The sequence below is a fragment of the Candidatus Eisenbacteria bacterium genome (assembly GCA_016867715.1).
GTDB lineage: Bacteria > Orphanbacterota > Orphanbacteria > Orphanbacterales > Orphanbacteraceae > VGIW01.
The window spans coordinates 70,332-87,566 of the sequence record VGIW01000003.1; the positions used below are offsets into that span (position 1 = coordinate 70,332).

General features: G+C 65.8%; 13 protein-coding genes. 11 read left to right on the forward strand and 2 right to left on the reverse strand.

Annotation, left to right across the window (positions count from 1 at the left end):
* Window positions 1–3 precede the first annotated feature (3 nt).
* Window positions 4–1,089 carry an LptF/LptG family permease gene (locus tag FJY73_01415; protein ID MBM3319325.1) on the reverse strand — a complete coding sequence of 362 codons (1,086 nt, stop codon included), beginning with the start codon at window positions 1,087–1,089 and terminating at the stop codon, window positions 4–6.
* On the reverse strand, window positions 1,086–2,441 hold the full coding sequence (locus FJY73_01420; GenBank protein ID MBM3319326.1) for an LptF/LptG family permease: 1,356 nt from the start codon (window positions 2,439–2,441) through the stop codon (window positions 1,086–1,088). Before FJY73_01420 ends, FJY73_01415 begins: the two co-directional genes overlap by 4 nt.
* Window positions 2,442–2,823: 382 nt before the next feature.
* On the opposite strand from FJY73_01420, the gene FJY73_01425 reads away from it, so the two are divergent.
* The 11 genes from FJY73_01425 (at window position 2,824) to ribF (ending at window position 17,189) form a co-directional block, all read left to right on the forward strand.
* Complete coding sequence (locus FJY73_01425) at window positions 2,824–8,814, forward strand: hypothetical protein (protein ID MBM3319327.1); 5,991 nt, start codon at window positions 2,824–2,826, stop codon at window positions 8,812–8,814.
* Between the two features lie 241 nt (window positions 8,815–9,055).
* The gene (locus FJY73_01430; protein ID MBM3319328.1) at window positions 9,056–9,811 is read left to right on the forward strand and encodes a M28 family peptidase; all 756 of its coding nucleotides are present in this window, start codon (window positions 9,056–9,058) and stop codon (window positions 9,809–9,811) included.
* Between the two features lie 92 nt (window positions 9,812–9,903).
* Entirely contained in the window at window positions 9,904–10,395 is a 492-nt protein-coding gene (locus FJY73_01435; GenBank protein ID MBM3319329.1) for a hypothetical protein, read from the forward strand.
* Window positions 10,392–11,852 (forward strand): transcription termination/antitermination protein NusA, encoded by a 1,461-nt coding sequence (nusA, locus tag FJY73_01440; protein ID MBM3319330.1) that lies wholly within the window; start codon window positions 10,392–10,394, stop codon window positions 11,850–11,852. Before FJY73_01435 ends, nusA begins: the two co-directional genes overlap by 4 nt.
* A complete protein-coding gene (locus FJY73_01445) occupies window positions 11,794–12,126 on the forward strand; it encodes a YlxR family protein (GenBank protein ID MBM3319331.1) in 333 nt (110 codons plus the stop codon). Before nusA ends, FJY73_01445 begins: the two co-directional genes overlap by 59 nt.
* Window positions 12,126–12,425, forward strand: coding sequence for a hypothetical protein (locus FJY73_01450; protein ID MBM3319332.1), 300 nt, complete (start codon window positions 12,126–12,128; stop codon window positions 12,423–12,425). The genes FJY73_01445 and FJY73_01450 overlap by 1 nt, the downstream gene beginning before the upstream one ends.
* Window positions 12,426–12,462: 37 nt before the next feature.
* Complete coding sequence (gene infB / locus FJY73_01455) at window positions 12,463–14,625, forward strand: translation initiation factor IF-2 (protein MBM3319333.1); 2,163 nt, start codon at window positions 12,463–12,465, stop codon at window positions 14,623–14,625.
* Between the two features lie 28 nt (window positions 14,626–14,653).
* Complete coding sequence (locus tag FJY73_01460) at window positions 14,654–14,935, forward strand: DUF503 domain-containing protein (GenBank protein ID MBM3319334.1); 282 nt, start codon at window positions 14,654–14,656, stop codon at window positions 14,933–14,935.
* Between the two features lie 36 nt (window positions 14,936–14,971).
* Window positions 14,972–15,328, forward strand: coding sequence for a 30S ribosome-binding factor RbfA (rbfA, locus tag FJY73_01465; protein ID MBM3319335.1), 357 nt, complete (start codon window positions 14,972–14,974; stop codon window positions 15,326–15,328).
* On the forward strand, window positions 15,325–16,230 hold the full coding sequence (truB, locus tag FJY73_01470) for a tRNA pseudouridine(55) synthase TruB (GenBank protein MBM3319336.1): 906 nt from the start codon (window positions 15,325–15,327) through the stop codon (window positions 16,228–16,230). Before rbfA ends, truB begins: the two co-directional genes overlap by 4 nt.
* Window positions 16,227–17,189, forward strand: coding sequence for a riboflavin biosynthesis protein RibF (gene ribF, locus FJY73_01475; GenBank protein MBM3319337.1), 963 nt, complete (start codon window positions 16,227–16,229; stop codon window positions 17,187–17,189). The genes truB and ribF overlap by 4 nt, the downstream gene beginning before the upstream one ends.
* Window positions 17,190–17,235 lie beyond the last annotated feature (46 nt).

The window sequence follows — 17,235 nt, forward strand, 5'->3', positions numbered from 1 at the left end:
GTTTCAGCGGCGGGCGAGCCTGCGGAAGAGGACGGCGCCGATCGCGAGGAAGAGGAGGTTCGGGATCCACGCACCGACGAGGGGCGGAAAGACCGCGTTGTATCCGAGCGATTGGCCGACCCGGATGGCGAGGTAGTAGACGAAGCAGATGAGGAGCGCGAGCGTGAAGCCGACCGCGTTTCCCCCGCGCCGAAGCAGGGCGGCAAGCGGGCTTCCGAGGAGAACGATGAGGAAGTTCGTGAACGGGAAGGAGACCTTCATGTGGAGGTCCACCTCCTCCTTGATCACCTCGCCGCCGTTCGCCTTGACTTTCTCGATCAAGAGTTTCAGCTCTCGATAGCTCATCTGTCTCGGGTTCTTCTGGATCTTGGCGAAGTCGGCGGGGGTTTCCCGGATTCCGGGTTCCGCCCTCTCCGCGAAAGAGAACGCCTCGGCAAGAACCTCTTCCGCGAAGCGGCGGAAGTAGCCGTTCCGGAACACCCAGGTTCCGTTCTCCCAATCGGCCCTCTCGGCGTCGATCCTCTCGACGAGGGCGTTTTCGCGGAGAAGCTGAACGACGACGTTCTCCATCCTTCCCTTCTCAACGTCGAGCCGCCCGATGCGAAAGAGCCTTCCGTTGTCGCCGAGAAACGAGAGGTTCGTCCGGACGCGCGCGCTTCGGCTTCTCCCCGGCTTGATCACCTCGTCCTGGAGCGCGTGAACCCGCTCCGCCGCGGGTGGGGCGAGGATCTCCCCGGCCGCGAGCGCGACCAGGCTGACAGTGAAGCCGAGAACAAGAACCGGAAGGAGCGTCCGCCGCATGCTGACGCCCGCGGCGAGCATGGCGAGGAACTCGTTGGTTCGCGCGTGCGATCCGAGGGAGACGAGACACGCGAGGAGCATGCCGACCGGGAGCATGAGAAGAAGGATCTCTGGAAGACGGAAGAGATAGTAGCGGCCGACGACCGGAAGGGGCACTCCCTGGTCAAGGAAGTCGTCGAGCTTCTCGAAGAGATCGAGGACAACGAAGATCGCCAGAAACGCGAGAAGCGCGAACGCGAGGGAGACGAGGTAGCGTCCGCCGACATAGCGGTCGAGAAGACGCGTCATCTTCGTTTCCTCTCGGGTCGTCCGAATCCAGGAAAGCGGAAGGGGCTCGCCTCGCGGGCCGTGCGCCGAACAAGGAGAAGACCGAGGCCGCCGATGAGAGCATTCGCGGCCCACATCGCGACGGCGGGGGGAAGGTAGCCTCGGTCGGCGAGCTTCTCTCCTCCGATGAGGAAGAGATAGTAGACGACGAAGAAGGCGATGCTGAAGCCGACGCCGACCCCGAGCCCGCCCCGCTGCGCCTTCACGCCGAGAGGAGCGCCCACGAGAATGAAGACGATGCACGCCGCGGGAAGAGCGTATTTCTTGTGCACCTCGACCATGTATCGATCGATCTGCTTGTTCCGATCCTCGGTGGTGCTCGCCAGGGAGACGAGGCGGTTGCCGAAGCCGCTGATCTCTCTTCCGACGTTCTTGCGGGCGAGAAACGGCGGGATCGAGGCGCCCGCCGCGGCGAGGGTATCGTCCGCAAGGAGCCCGGAGAAGCGCACGGCGAGATGCTCGCGCGCGGCTTCGCGAGTCTCTCCGCGCGCGTCGTCGATCTCCTTCCGGTACGCGCGCACCCGCTCGAGCATGTCGCCCGCGGAGAGCTCACGGTCGCCGCGCGTCTTCTTCTCGGACCGGATGAGGGCCGAACCGATGTCGGTGATGCGGATCGTGTGCGTATGGAACGCGATTCTGTGGTAATTGGAGGGGTTCTCCCCCTCGACGGCGTGGATCTCCCCGTCGCGGAGGTCGAGCGTCAGCGTGTTCCCGTCGCTCGAGAAGCGAAGGTGTCCTCGCTCCGCCACGATCGTCTCGGCCTCCTCGCCCTTCTCGGCGCGCTGGATCGTGACGCCGGAGATTTCGGACGTGCGGGGGTTGAGTTTCTCGACGCGGAGGGTGTAACCCTGTACGTCGTTGAACATGCCCTCCTTGATCGCGAGGGCGGGCCGCTTTCGGTGGATGTCGACGAGGAGGCCGGCGAGACGATGGTTGCTGTCCGGCAGGACGCGGTTGTTGAACTCGACGAGACCGTAGGAGAGGAGGATGGAGACGAGGAGCGGAGGCGCGAGGATCTGATAGAGACCGATGCCGGCCGCCTTCATCGCGGTGATCTCGTTGTCGCCGGAGAGTTGGCCGAAGGCGGTGACGGTCGCAACGAGCGTGCTCATCGGGACCGTAAGGGCGATCATCCAACCGAGGCTGAGGAAGAAGACCTCGAGGACGACCGGCAAGGGGACGCCCTTTCCGAGAAAGAGATCGATGTAGTCGATGAGGAGGTCCATCACGAAAAGAAAGGTGATCACGAGGATCGCGAAGAAGAAGGGGGCCACGTGCCGGCGGAGGATGTAGAAGCTGAGAATCGGGCTCATGATTTCCTCCGCCGGATCACCTTATCGAAAGGATAGGGCTGCGACAACCTCTTTCCCGGCGCGTCCCCCGCGAGGGACACGGCGTCGCCGTATGGGTACGCCGGTGGAGACGGGGCGGCCGCTGCCCGTGAGAGCTGCGCCGGGCAATGCGCGTAACCAATTGTTCCTCAATCGGTTGCTGGAGCACGACGGCCGGTCGCGCCCGGAGATCGAGGACGGGGACGGGCCGAATGTGGCACGCCCCTTGCCCCTTTCCACACAAAACCCCATGGGGCTCCCCCATGATGAACCAGAGAGGGGCATCCCGGTCGGAAAAGCCCCGGCATCTCGCCTCTTCCTTCTCGCCGGGAAGAGGATGTTTTTTGGGCGCAAGGAAGCCGTGATGCGTTTCGGACCGAGCCGTCGAGCGCCCCGCCGGATCGCCGCCGCACTCCTTCTCGCCGGCGTCTGCGCGGAACCGGCGCTCGGCGCGGGCGGGAGAGCCGACGTGACGGGCGGCGCGCCTTTCTCGTTGATCCGTGAGCCGATTCACCGGAACCATCCCGCCTTCCTCGGCGGCGCGCTCCTCGCCCCCTATCCGGAACCCCACCGGCCGTTCCTCAAGTTCCCCGAGGAGGGGATCGAGACGACCCTCCGCGTCGATTGGGAGCGAAACCGAGTCGTCGCCGAGCACGCGCTCCGCGGGATTCCGCTCGTCTACCCGTGGGTCGCCTCGATGGACGAGTACCGAGAGGCTCTTCGCGACTACCGAACACGCCGGGATTGGATCAAGAACAACCGCTCGGTGGGGGCGCGCACGGCAAGGGGCGTGGATTCGGGGATGTTCAACATCGACCTTCCGGTCCGCTTCCCGAAGACCCTGTCTCGGATCATCGGCCAGGGGGCGAACATCCAGGTCTCGGGGAGCGAGTCGATCACGTTCTCGGGAGAGACGCAGTACTTCATCATGGACCGGGACAACGAGAGCGGCGGCCAGAGGAAGTTCCCCGAGCTCGACATGAGGCAGCAGCTCCAGATCAACCTCACCGGAACGATCGGCGAGAAGGTGAAGGTCGAGGTCCAACACAACTCCGAGTCGCAAGTGCCTCTCGAGAACCGGATCAAGCTTCGGTATGAGGGCTTCGAGGACGAGGTGATCCAGAAGATCGAGGTGGGGAACACGAATCTCGCTCTTCCGGGGAACCAGTTCGTCTCGTTCAGCGCGCAGCAGCAGGGCCTCTTCGGCGTGAAGGTGGTCGGCAAGGCGGGGAAGCTCGACTTCACGACGATCCTCTCGCAACAGCAGGGGCGCACCGACCGGGAGACCTATACGGGGGGAGGGAGGGAGGACTCGCTCGTCATCAACGATCTGGACTACCTCAAGGGACGGTTCTTCGTGATCGATCAGTTCCAGCCGATCGACGACCTTCGCGTCTTCGTGGACGACGACAACGCCACGAACAACACCGGCGCGCAGGTGCAGGCGCGGGCGTTCGTCGACGTCAACGATCCGGCGACCGCCACGCAAGAGCAGCCCGGATGGTTCGACGAGTTGGAGGAGTCGGTCGATTACTACATCAATCGGGAGATCGGCGTCCTCACGCTGAACCGGAGCTTGCCGGAGAACTACACGCTCGGCGTGTGGTATCAACGAGGCACCGCGGAGACCGGAAACGTGCCGCCCGAGGCGTCGGTCGATTCGAGCGTCGTCGCCACCTTGAAGCTGATCCGTCCGCCCGCCGAGTTCTACCGGCCGACCAACGAGAAGTTCGGCGCGACGTGGTACTACCAGCTCCGGAACGTGTACGACCTCCGGGCGCGAAGCATCGTCGAGGAAGGGTTCGAGATGCGCATCTACCGGAAGGCGGCCGGCGCGGAGGTGCGCTTCGATCAGCAGGGGGGGAAGACCTTCCTCGAGATACTCGGGCTCGATGTCGTGGACCAGAGCTCGAACCCTGCTCCGGACGATCGGGTGGACGGGCAGTACTTCGGCGCGGGGAACAAGATCGCGGAGAAGGCGGGGATTCCGCCGGGGAGCTCGCTCCCGTACTTCCCCCGCGTGCTCGTCGACTACGACAACGGGCTTCTCTTCTTCCCGGATCTCCGCCCGTTCGATCCGGCGTACAATCATCAATACCCGGGGCAGCCGGCCGACTCGCTCATCATCGAGAAGAACCCCGTCCTCTACGACAACCACGATCCGAAGCCGAGCGACTCGAAGTACGAGATCGAGGTGAAGTACCGCACGTCGCAGGGAACGTTCTCGCTCAACCGATCGAACATCCTCGAGGGGAGCGAGGTGGTGAAGGTGGACGGGCGCACGCTGACCCGCGGTTCCGACTACCGGATCATCTACGAGATCGGCCAAATCGAGTTCCTCACCGATCTCCCCCCCGACGCGAAGATCACCGTCGATTTCGAATACGCCCCGTTCCTCTCGCAGGCTCAGAAGAGCCTGGCCGGCGCGGCGGGGACCTACAACCTCAGCGACAAGACGAAGATCTCCTCGATCTGGCTCTACAAGGGGAAGCGGACTCCGTACCGGAGGCCTCGCCTCGGGCAGGAGCCCTCGCGGATCGTGGTCGGCGGGCTTTCGCTCGCGACGGAGCGCCAGCCGACGATCCTCACCGAGCTTGTCGATCGGATTCCGGGAATCACGCCGCTCGAAGAGTCGAGGTTCCGAATCGATTTCGAGACCGCCGGGACATTCCCGAACCCGAACACGAAGAACGCCGTCTACATCGACGACATGGAGGGGACCGCGGAGACCTCGTCGTTCGGCATCACGCGCCGCCAGTGGAACCCGATGTCGATCCCGAAGCTCTCGACCGACGCCGACGAGCTGGACTGGGAGAAGAGGTACCGGAACGTCTGGTGGTACAACCCGAAGAACGCGACGACGCGCGGGGACCTGAACCCGAGCCTCTCCTCCGAGGAGAAGATCAAGTACGTCCCGGTTCTCGAGGTGGCTCTGCGGGACGGCACGGTCGCCGACGGGACCGCGAACGGCGCGTGGGGCGGGATCATGCGGCTCGTGTCGAAGACGGGCCTCGACCTGAAGGAGCGGAAGTTCTTCGAGGTGTGGATCAACGATTTCGGCCTCAATCGAGGAAAGCTCCGAGTGGACATGGGTCTTCTCGGGGAGGACGCGATGTGGAGCACGGCCGCGCCGAACCGGGCCCTCGACACGGAAGACGAGAGCGGCGACGGCGTGCTCGACGACACCGGACGGAACGGCCCGACAGACGAAGACACCGGCCTCGACGGGCTCTTCAACGCGCTGGAACCGGGGACCGGGTCGGATCCGAACGGAGACGACTGGGATTACGACGAGAACCGGCCGGATGACTACTCGCGGATCAACGGAACGGAGGACAACGGCTTCCTCGACACGGAAGACCTGAACGGGAACGGGTATGTCGACGAGGAGAAGGCGTACTTTCGCTTCACGATCGATCTCTCGAGCGACGAGTTCCTCGCCGCGCGGGGGTCTCAGGAGGGAAGCAAGAACTGGCGCCTCTTCCGCGTTCCGCTGGCGAAGGCGGAAGTGGTCGGGATCGGGGGCGTGATGCCCACGTTCGACAAGGGGATCAAGTCGGTCCGTTTCTGGTTCGAGAACGTGGACACCACCGCGGCGCGCTTCCAGATCTACTCGATGGAGGTGGCGGGGAACCGCTGGCTCGAGGCGGGTCTCCAAGATTCGAGCGGCGCGCTCATCGATTCGTCGGCCGCGGATCCCTTCGAGATCTTCGCCGCGGGCGTGATCAACAACAAGGACGGCGAGCCGTACGATCCGCCTCCGGTCGAGATCCTCGTGGAGCGCCAGGTTCCGGAGAAGGAGCAGTCGCTCGTCCTGAACTACGAGAACCTTCACCCGGGGCACATGGGCTCGGTCTTCCGAGCCCTCTTCGACGACGAAGACTACACTCGCTACGAGAGCATGGAGTTCTGGGTGAAGCGCGCCGATCCGAAGGGGGATTTCGAGCCGTACCCGCACTTCTTCTTCCGCTTCGGCGGCGACTCATTGAACTTCTACGAGTTCGCGACGGTTCTGGACAGCGCCTCGGGCACTGCCTGGCAGCGGGTTTTGCTCGACCTCGCGTCTCTGACGCGCATCAAGCTTCTCGAACCGGAAACGGATTCCCTTTACGGGCGGGGCGTGGAGGCGAGGCGCGACACCCTCACGGTCTCCACCTCCCGCGGCCCCAAGACGTACGTCTACTCCGCGGTCGGCAACCCGAGCATGACCAAGGTCCGGCGCCTCACCTTCGGCGTGACCAATCCCTCCCGCGATCGCGACCTCTCGGGCGTGATTTGGGTCGATGATCTCCGTCTGCTCGACGTGAAGGGGGACGCGGGCTTCGCGGCGCGGGTGGGCGTCGAGTTGCAGGTCGCCGACTTCGCGTCGGTGAGCGCCGACTTCCGAAAGGTCGACAAGGAGTTCCGAAGTATCGGAGGAGGGGGGGGAGGGGCCTATGGGGACGAGGGGGAGGAAAACCCTCGCCGGGGGAGCGACGAAACGGAGGCGAACGTCGCCGGGACGATCAAGCTCGGCAAGTTCTTCGAGGCGGCGAACGTTCCCCTTCCGCTCACCGTGAATTGGTCGAAAAGCCAGAGCCTGCCGGAGCTGCAGACCGCCTCGGACATCGTTCTCGCCGATCCGTCGGCGGAGAAGTCGGAGCGGCTGTCGGAAGGCGCGTCCCTCGCGATCCAGCGATCGAAGAAGGCCGAGACCCCCTGGCTCTACTACAGCTTCGATTCGATGGGTCTTCGGTTGAACGGGCGGCGGGGAAGCTCGTTCAACCCGACGAAGATCGATTCCACGCGTTCGTACGGCATGGATTGGAACTACTCGTACGCGCCGCGCTTCCGTTCGGATCTCAAGGTTTTCCGCAGTTGGGGGGTCAACCTACTCCCGACGAGGGGAAGCGTCTCCGCGCAGAGGGAGCGATCGACGAACACGACGATCGACGTCCGCTCCGATTCGAAGCGGTCGGTCGAGGCGAGGAAGTCCACGTCGGACTTCTCGTTCTCGATGAACCCGGTGAGCAGCGAGACGTTTACGTCGGACTTCAGCTTCGCGACCGCGAGGGACCACCTTTACGGCAAGCCGCTCTCGTTCCTCGGCTCGGTGAACCGCGGGATCGAGGTGCGGAGGACGCATGAGACGAAGCTGGCGTACAGCCCCGCGTTCAGCTCGCTTCTCGCCTGGTTCAAGCCGCGTTTGCAGTACAACACGCGGTACTCGGAGGACATGCCGATCGCGCAGCGGCAGGTCGAGCTGGATACGGTCACGGGGGACACTCTCGGGGTGCGCACGCTTCACAACGTGCAGAACACGAACACGAGCTCGGTCGATTTCGCGGTGGGCGTCGCGAAGCTGTTCGAGGCGATCCCGGGGAGGAAAGACGAGGAGAGCCCGGACAGCGTGAAGACCGGCTTCGGCCCCTCGTCGGTCCTCTCCGGAATTCGGAACGCGGGAACGAGGATCGGCGACGTCACGGCATCCGTGAGCTATGGGCGTGATTCCCGCTACGACCGGCTCGCCGGTCGCCCGGATCTCCGCTATCAATTCGGGCTGACGGACCAGGTGGACTCGCTCCTCCAGCAGAGCCTTCCGGGGCAGACGCTGACCGCGAACACCGGGCGCACGCTCACGACGCGCGCCTCGTCCTCCGTGCGGCTCCCCGCGTCGATGAGCCTCCGCTTCTCCTTCAACACGTCGAAGCAGAGAACCGACCAATCGCGGAACGCGAGGGAATCGAGGAGCACGACGTGGCCCGACCTGACGTACAGCTGGGACGGGCTCGAGAGCCTGTGGAGGCTCGAGGACTATCTCCGTTCGGCGTCGCTCGATGCCGCCTACACGCGGAGAACCGAACAGTCGGGGAAGACGCTCTCCTCGATCGAGACCGAAAGGGAGTCCTCGCGCTGGGATCCGCTCGCGGGCATCGATCTCGACTGGAAGAATGGTCTCCGAAGCACGCTCTCGACCGACCGCTCCACCGAGATCTCGCGCACGTTCCGCGGGGGGTTCTCGGAAAAGGTCTCCACGACCCAAGGACTGAACGCGGCCGTCTCGTACAAGATCTCGTCGCGGAAGACGGTCAACATCCCCATCCTCGGAAAAGGGACGAAGGGCGGATCGTACACCGCTACGACGGACTTCTCGCTCGACTTTCGATACGACACGGCGAAGGAAGAGCAGACGAGGCCGTATCGTCTCGACGCGCACACGCGGAACTTCACCCTTCGCCCGCGGGTGACCTGGACGTGGCTGCAGAATCTCTCCGGGAGCCTCGAGCTTCAGTTCGGGGAGCGAAGGAACCTCAAGAATGAGAACCGGAGCACGCGGACGGTCGGGGCGAGCATCTCCGCTCTCTTCAAGTTCTAGCCTGGGCTCCGCGCGCGTTTTCTACTGCGGGCGGGGATCTCGGGCTGCGAGGCCTCCCTTCCGTCGCATCGCGGCGCGGTCCGCGAGGTGGGTTGCCGCGGGCGTCGCGGCGCTGGCCCTCGCGCTTCCGGCCGGGGCGGAGCGCGACGTTCCCCGCTTCGACGGCGAGAAGGCGCTCGCGCTTGTCCGCGCGCAGGTCGCCTTCGGACCGCGGGTTCCGGGTACGATCGGGCACGCGAAGATGCGCGCGTGGCTCGCGTCCGAGCTTCGCGCGCGCGGGGCGCGCGTCGCTGAACGATCATTTTCGGGAAAGAACGCCCTAACCGGATCGAGCTTCACCGGGACGAACCTCTTGGCATCCTTCCGCCCCGAGCTCGAGGAGCGAATCTTCTTCGGAGCCCACTGGGACACGCGCGCGCACGCCGATCTCGATCCTGATCCCGCGCGCCGGGCCGATCCGGTGCCGGGGGCGAACGACGGGGGGAGCGGCGTCGCGGTTCTCCTCGCGCTCGCCGAGATCCTCGGCCGCCACCCGCCGGAGATCGGTGTCGATCTCCTCTTTCTCGACGGCGAGGACCAGGGGAGCGCGGGGTCCCCGGACGGCTACTGCCTCGGATCCCGCGCCGCGGCGGCTTCCGCGTCGCTCACCGGGTTCTCGCCCCGCTACGGCGTGATCGCGGACATGGTGGGTCACGATGACTTGCGAGTCTATCGGGAGAAGCGATCGATGGAATGCTGCCCCACTCTGCTCGAGGCGATCCTGAGGATCGGCGAGCGGATCGCGCCGGACGCATTTCGGACATCCGGGACGATCGAGCTCTACGACGACCACGTGCCGTTCATCGAGGTGGGGATCCCGACGGTTCTCCTCGCGGGGCACGGCTTCCCCGAATGGCACACGACGGGGGATCTCCCCGAAATCTGCTCGGCGAAGAGCCTCGGCGCGGTCGGTTCGGTGCTCACGGAGCTCGTGTACGGCGGCCACGAAATCCCTTGACGCGGCGGGCATTCCGGCCTACCGTATCGTTGCCCTCGGGCGGATCCGTTGCGAGGGCGTTTTGTTGCCCCGGCGCGGGAGGAGGGATCGGCATGGAGGCGAGAAGCCTGGCGGACGATCTGTTCGAACATGCCCGGGAGACGGTCGAGAGGGAGGGGGTTGCCCTGCTCGACGTCGAGGTGGTGCCGAGGCCGCGCACGCTTCTCCGCTTCGTCATCGACGGCGAGGGGGGGACGACGATCCGTGACTGCGTGCGGGTCGACCGCGCGCTCGCCGGTTTTCTCACGACATGGGAGAGGGCGCCCGCGAGCTATGTGATCGAGGTGACCTCCCCCGGTCTCGATCGGCGCCTGCGTCGGGACGAGGAGTACGATCATTTCCGGGGAAGGCTCGTCCGTCTCCACGCGGAGGTCGAGGAGGAGGGAACCCGCGAGTGGGTCGGGCTCCTCGGAGGAAGAGACGGGGAGGACGTGATCCTCCGAATCGAGGACGAGGTCGTCCGTGTTCCCAAGGAACGGATCCGATCCGCGCGCCTTCTCTTCGAGAAGGGGGCGGGGAAGCCGGGGTCCGGGAGAAAGAAATGAACTTCGAGATCATCGAGGCGCTCGGGGGGATCGCCCGAGAGAAGAACGTCGACAAGAAGCTCGTGATCGAAACGCTCACCGCGGGTCTTGTCGCCGCGGTCCGCAAGAAGCACGGCCAGACCGCCGAGGTGGACGTCGTGGTCGACGAGCAGAAGAAGACGATCGGCATCTACCTCCTCAAGAACGTCGTGGACGTTGTCGAGGACCCGGTGCTCGAGGCGTCCCTCGAGGAGGCCAGGGAGCACGACCCCAAAACCGACGTGGGGCACGTTCTACGGATCGACATCCCGATCGAGGAGTTCGGTCGGAACGCGATTCAGGCGGTCAAGCAAGTGGTCGTGCAGCGCGTCCGGGAAGCGGAGCGGGAGCGGGTCTTCGACGACTATCAGAACCGGGTGAACGAGGTGGTGACCGGGACGGTTCAGCAGGTCGACCGAGGGGATCTCGTCGTGAACCTCGGCAGGACGGAGGCGCTCCTCCCGTATCGGGAGCAGATCCCGGGAGAGGCGTACCGCCAGGGAGACGCGATCCGAGCCGTCATCATCGGCGTGCAGAAGAACGTGAAGGGCCCCCAGGTCATTCTCTCGAGGACGCACCCGAGCTTCCTCGAGCAGCTCTTCCGGATGGAGGTCCCGGAGCTTCACGAGGGGATCGTCGAGATCCGCGCCACCGCGAGAGAGGCGGGCCTCCGCTCGAAGATCGCGGTCTTCTCGAACGACGATCGGATCGATCCGGTGGGCGCGTGCGTCGGCATGAAGGGCTCGCGCGTCCAGGCGGTCGTTCGGGAGCTTTCGGGGGAGCGGATCGACATCGTCCCCTGGTCGGGCGACCCGAAAGTCTTCGTGACGCGCGCGCTTTCTCCCGCCAAGGTGACCGAGATCGCGGTCCGCGAGGAAGAGCACTCGATGCGCGTCGCGGTGGCGGAAGGGCAGCTCTCGCTCGCCATTGGGAAGAAGGGGCAGAACGCGCGTCTCGCCGCGAAGCTCACCGGATGGAAGATCGATCTCGTGAAGGAGGAGGAAGCGCCGCCCGCGGTTCTCCCGAGCGTCGACGAGAAGGGGATGCCGCTCATCGGCGTTGAGAACCTCCCCGGGGTGGGTCCGAAGCTCGCCCAGCGATTGATTCAAGAAGGATATGTTCACGTACAAGATGTCTTGAAGGTAGACATCGCGACCCTCACGGAGCTCCCGGGGGTCGGCGAGAAGACCGCCGAGAAGATCGTCGAGTCGGCCGAGATCATGCTGGAAGAGCTCGAGAAGGCGGTTCGGGGGGAAGGGGAAGAGGAAGAAGAGAGAGAGGAACAAGAGAGAGAAGAAGAGGGAGAGGGAGAAGAGGCAGAAGAGGGAGAAGAAGGAGCGGGATCGTCCGATCCGGAGCGGGGGGAGGATGCGGGAGACGATGACTCGGAAGAGGAAGAGCCCGCGAGCGAGGAAGAGGAGCAGCGGGCGGAGCCGTGAGGCGCGCTCGGACGGGCCGATCCGGACGTGCCTCGGGTGCCGCGGGCAGCGGCCGCAGCGCGAGCTGATCCGCTTCGTGCGGGCGGCGCGCGGCGGAATCCGAATCGGCCGGACGCACCCGGGACGTGGCTTCTACGTGTGCGCGCGGAGCGAGTGCGTGGCTCGGCTCGAGCGGGGGCTCAAGAAATGGTTTCCGGCGGGGGAGAGGGAGGCGATCCGAGCGCGGCTGGAGGCGGCGGCGCGCGAAGAGGAGGCGGGCGGGAGCGTATCCTAATGCTTCTTCGCTTCGCCTTCCGCACGGGTCGGGTGGTGGTGGGGGAGACCGGGGCGCGGATCGCGGCCCGGCGCCGGAAGCGGGGCGTTCTTCTCATCGCCTCCGAGATGGAGGCGGAGAAGGCCGCGCGGATCCGGACCTGGGCCGCCGAGATCCCGATCCGCGTCTTCACGTCGGTTGAGGGAGGGATCCTGCGGGAGGCGGCCGGGCGGGAACGCTGCGACGTTCTCCTGGTGGAGGACCGGAGCGTGGCCCGCTCTCTCGCAATCGAGCTTGGCGGGGTCTCGGAGATCTGCTAGTCTGTTCCGGGTCGGGCAAGACCCGGGGAGAAACGTTTTGGCGAAGAAGAGGATCTATCAAGTCGCGAAGGACTTCCACGTCTCCAGCGAGGCGATGCTGAAGGTGCTTCGCGAGATGCGGGTCGACGCGAAGAGCCACATGAGCTCGATCGATGAGGACCTCATCGAGGAGATCCGGAAGCGGTTCGCTGCGGAAAAGGCGGCCGTCCGGGAGAAGGAGGTCCGCAAGCGAGAGCTCATGGAGCACCGAGCGAAGGAAGAGACGCCGGCGTCGAAGACATCCGTCCGCCCGCTCAAGCCGGTGGAGAAGGATGCGGCGCGGAAGGGTCGCCGCCGCCGGGTCGTGGACGAGAAGGCGGTGAGGGACAGCGTGCGGAAGACTCTGGCCGGTCTCGATATCGGTCGTCGTCGTCGTCGCCGCCGCCGTCCCGAGGAGGAGGAGGAGAAGAGGGAGGGGGGCGTGGCACCGCTCCGCGTGAGCGAGTTCCTCTCGGTCGGCGAGCTGGCCGGGCTCCTCGGCGTGACACCGAGCGAGGTGATCGCCAAGTGCATGGAGCTCGGGCTTCTCGTGACGATCAACCGGCGGCTCGATCGGGACACGATCGAGACGGTCGCCGTCGAGTTCGGCCGCGACGTCGAGTTCGTGTCGGAGTTCGAGGGGGAGCCGGTGGAAGAAGGCGAGGCGAAGCGCGTCTCGCGTCATCCGGTCGTCACGATCATGGGCCACGTGGATCACGGGAAGACTTCTCTCCTCGATTACATCCGCAAATCGAACGTGATCGCTGGCGAGGTCGGCGGGATCACGCAGCACATCGGCGCGTACGAGGTCGAGACGCCGGGCGGGAGGATCACGTTCCTCGACACGCCCGGGCACGAGGCGTTCAGCGCGATGCGCGCTCGAGGCGCCCAGGTCACCGACCTCGTCGTTCTCGTGGTCGCCGCGGACGAGCCGCTCATGCCGCAAGCGCTCGAGGCGATCGATCACGCCCGAGCCGCGGGCGTGGCGATTCTGGTTGCGGTGAACAAGATCGATCTCCCGGGCGCCGATCCGATGCGCATCAAGCAACAGCTTGCCGACCGCGGCCTCCAGTCGGACGAGTGGGGGGGGAAGACGGTCACGGTCGAGGTGTCGGCCAAGACGGGTGTGGGAGTCGATCGGCTTCTCGAGATGATCCTCCTCGTCGCCGAGATGATGGAGATGACGAGCGACCCGTCGCGCAAGGCGCGCGGCACGGTGGTCGAGACGAGGCTCGAGCCGGGCCGAGGGGTCGTCGTCACGATGCTCGTCCAGCAAGGGACCCTCCGGGTGGGCGATCCGTTCGTCGCGGGAATCCACTACGGCAAAGTGCGGGCGCTCTTCGACGAGCGCGGTAGGCCGCGCACGGAGGGCGGCCCCTCCTCGCCGGTGGAGGTTCTCGGGTGTTCGGGGGCCCCGCAGGCCGGGGACACGTTCCAGGTCGTCGCCGACGAGCGGGAGGCGCGCGAGATCAGCACGCGGCGGAAGCAACAGGCGCGCGAGCATGTGCTCCGCGCGCAGAAGCGCGTCCGTCTCGAGGATGTCTACGCGCAGATCCAGGCGGGGGAGATCCCGCGTCTCTCCCTCGTGCTGAAGGGGGACGTCGACGGATCGGTCGAGGCGCTCTCCGACTCCCTCCAGAAGCTCTCAACCGACGAGGTGCAGGTGGAGGTCATTCACCGGGGGGTCGGGCCGATCACCGAGTCGGACGTTCTCCTCGCCGCCGCTTCGAACGCCATCGTCATCGGTTTCCACGTGAAGGCGGACGTGCGCGCGGCCGCTCTGGCGAACGAAGAGGGCGTGAACATCCTCTTCTATCAGATCATCTACGAGGCGGTCTCGGACGTGCAGCACGCGATGGAAGGCCTTCTCCGCCCGGAGCTGCGTCAGAAGACCATCGGGCAGGTGGAAGTGCGCGAGGTCTTCAAGATCGGGCGGGTCGGGGTCGTCGCCGGCTCGTACGTGCAGTCGGGGACCGTCGTCCGCAACGCGCGCGTGCGCGTTCTCCGCGAGGGGAACGCGATCTACGAGGGGCGAATCGCGTCGCTCCGCCGCTTCAAGGAAGACGTTCGCGAGGTTCAGGCCGGTTTCGAGTGCGGCATCGTTCTGGACGCCTTCCAGGACATCCAGAAGACCGACATTCTGGAAATCTTCCAGGTCGAAGAGATCGCGCGAAAGTTGTAGCCCGTTCGACCGGAGCCGGGAGACGGCCATGATCGTCGCAACGTGCCGCATCCACCTGTTCATTCCCGCGGCGGCGTCCCTCAAGGCGAAGCGTTCCGTCGTCAAAGGACTGAAGGACCGGATCCGAGCGCGGTTCAACGTTTCCGTCGCGGAGATCGAGGATCACGATCTCTGGCAGCGCGCCGTCCTCGGCGTGGCGGTCGTTTCCAACGACCGCGCGCACGCCGATCAAGTCCTCGCCGCGGTCGTCCGTTTGGTCGAGGGGGAGCCGCGCGCCGAGATGACCGATGTGCGGAGGGAGTTCCTGTAGGCGCAGTGCGGTTCTGTTGGGTTGATGGGTAAACCGATGCGATATAAACGAGCGGATCGGGTTTCCGCGCTCCTTCTCCGGGAGCTCGCCGCGATGATCGAGGAGGGGGTGAAGAATCCGAACATCGGGTTCGTCACCGTGACCGCGGTCGAGGTCTCGGACGATCTCCGCCACGCAAAGGTATACGTGGTGGCGCACGGGGACGACGCAGGTCGCGCGAAGACCCTGAAGGCGCTCGAGGATTCGGTGCCGCGGATGCGGCGGGAGCTCGCCCGAACGCTCGATCTCCGGTACGTTCCGACGCTCGCTTTCCTCGTCGATCGATCGTTCGATCACGCGGATCGGATCCAGCGGCTTCTCGACAAGATCCGCGAGGAGGAGAAAGACGCGTGATTCACGGCCTTCTGAACCTCGACAAGCCGAAAGGCTGGACCTCGCACGACGCGGTGGCGAAGGTCCGGAGGCTGATCGATCAGCAGCGCGTGGGGCATGCCGGCACGCTCGATCCGAACGCGACCGGCGTCCTTCTCCTCTGTCTCGGGAACGCGACGAAGCTCTCCCGGTACTTCATGTTCCTGGAGAAGGAGTACCACGCGTTCTTCCGATTCGGCGTCGCGACCGACACGCAGGATGCGGACGGCCGCGTGATCGAGACGAGGGAGACGGACGGCCTCACCGAGGAGAAGCTCCGCGAGACGATCGCCCGCTATCGGGGAGCGATTCTCCAGACCCCGCCGATGGTCTCCGCCGTCAAGGTAGGGGGGAAGCGACTCTACCGGCTCGCGCGTCGCGGGAAGACGGTCGAGCGGCAGGCCCGCCCGATCGAGATCCGCTCGTTCGATCTGCTTCGTTTCGAGCCGCCGGTGGCCGAGGTGCATCTGGTCTGCTCGAAGGGAACCTACGTCCGGACCCTCGCGGCCGACATCGGGGAGGACCTCGGGTGCGGCGCGTATCTCGAGCGCCTCACGCGGGTGCGGATCGGTCCGTACCGGGTGGAGGACGCGATGGGCATGGAGGCGTTGGAGGAGTCTGCGCGCGAGGGGGGCGGGCGGTTCTACGTCCCTCTCGAGGACGCGATCCGCTCTCTTCCGGTCGGAACGCTCCGCGCGACGCCCGGAAGGTGGGCGGGGTTCGCGCTGCCGCGCTCGCTCGAGGCGCTCGACCCGATCGAGCCGATCCCGGCCGAAGGGCAGTTTCTCCGGATCGCGGATCGATCGGGGCGCTCCCTCGGCGTGGTCGAGGTCGAGAAGGAGCGCGGGAAGCTCCGCAAGGTCTTCGTCCTGGGCGGCTCATGAGGGTGATCCGTTCGGTCTCGGAGCTCGGGGGACCCCCTCCGCGGGCGGCGGCGGCGATCGGCGTGTTCGACGGGGTGCACGCCGGCCACCGGGAGATCTTCGAGAGGACGATGCGCGCGGCCTCGTCGCTCTCCGCGACGAGCGCGGTCTTCACCTTCGATCCGCATCCGCGAGCCGTCCTCCCGGACGCGCGAAGCCCGCGCATCCTGACCACACTCGATGAGAAGCTCCACATACTCGAGCGCCTCGGAATCGAGCTCACGGTGGTGATCCCGTTCGATCGGGCGTTCGCGTCGATGAGCGCGGAGGAGTTCGTCGATTCCTGGCTTGTGAGCCGGCTCGATCTTCGCCGGGTCGTCATCGGGTACGATTTCCGCCTCGGCAGGGATCGGGCGGCGAACGGCGCGGCTCTCGGCGCTCTCGGCGAGGCGCGCGGGTTCGAGGTCGACCGAGTGCCCCCCTTCGTCGCGGAGGGGAGGCCGGTGAAGTCGACGTGGATCCGCGACGAGATCGAGGCGGGAAACGTCGGGCGCGCGGCCTCGCTTCTTCGGCGCTTCCACTCGCTCGCGGGCTTTGTCGGGCGGGGCGAGGGACGCGGAGAGAGCCTCGGCTTCCCGACGGCGAACCTCGCGGTCTCCGAGCGGGAGAAGCTGTGGCCGCGCGACGGCGTGTACGCCGCGTTCGCCGAGATTCCCGGAAAGGTAGTCGGGGCGGTGGCGAACATCGGTGTCCGGCCGACGTTCGGCGGAGGAGGCGAGCGACGGGTCGAGGCGCACCTTCTTCGTTATCGGGAAACTCTCCGCGGCGTGCCGCTCGCCCTCCACTTCGTCGATCGCATCCGCGACGAGCGTGCGTTCCCATCGGTCGACGCCCTCGTCTCGAGAGTACGCGAGGACTGCCGGGAGGCGGAGAGGATCCTCGCGTCGGCGGTCCCAACTTTTGCCTTTACACGTTTTTGAACTTCTGGTAGATTCGCCCGGAAGGGAAAGGTGTGCTTGAATAACG

Coding starts and splice junctions, on each gene's coding strand:
- FJY73_01415 (MBM3319325.1), bottom strand. CDS start 1,089: ATGACGCGTCTTCTCGACCGCTATGTCGGCGGACGCTACCTCGTCTCC.
- FJY73_01420 (MBM3319326.1), bottom strand. CDS start 2,441: ATGAGCCCGATTCTCAGCTTCTACATCCTCCGCCGGCACGTGGCCCCC.
- FJY73_01425 (MBM3319327.1), top strand. CDS start 2,824: ATGCGTTTCGGACCGAGCCGTCGAGCGCCCCGCCGGATCGCCGCCGCA.
- FJY73_01430 (MBM3319328.1), top strand. CDS start 9,056: ATGCGCGCGTGGCTCGCGTCCGAGCTTCGCGCGCGCGGGGCGCGCGTC.
- FJY73_01435 (MBM3319329.1), top strand. CDS start 9,904: ATGGAGGCGAGAAGCCTGGCGGACGATCTGTTCGAACATGCCCGGGAG.
- nusA (MBM3319330.1), top strand. CDS start 10,392: ATGAACTTCGAGATCATCGAGGCGCTCGGGGGGATCGCCCGAGAGAAG.
- FJY73_01445 (MBM3319331.1), top strand. CDS start 11,794: ATGACTCGGAAGAGGAAGAGCCCGCGAGCGAGGAAGAGGAGCAGCGGG.
- FJY73_01450 (MBM3319332.1), top strand. CDS start 12,126: ATGCTTCTTCGCTTCGCCTTCCGCACGGGTCGGGTGGTGGTGGGGGAG.
- FJY73_01460 (MBM3319334.1), top strand. CDS start 14,654: ATGATCGTCGCAACGTGCCGCATCCACCTGTTCATTCCCGCGGCGGCG.
- rbfA (MBM3319335.1), top strand. CDS start 14,972: ATGCGATATAAACGAGCGGATCGGGTTTCCGCGCTCCTTCTCCGGGAG.
- ribF (MBM3319337.1), top strand. CDS start 16,227: ATGAGGGTGATCCGTTCGGTCTCGGAGCTCGGGGGACCCCCTCCGCGG.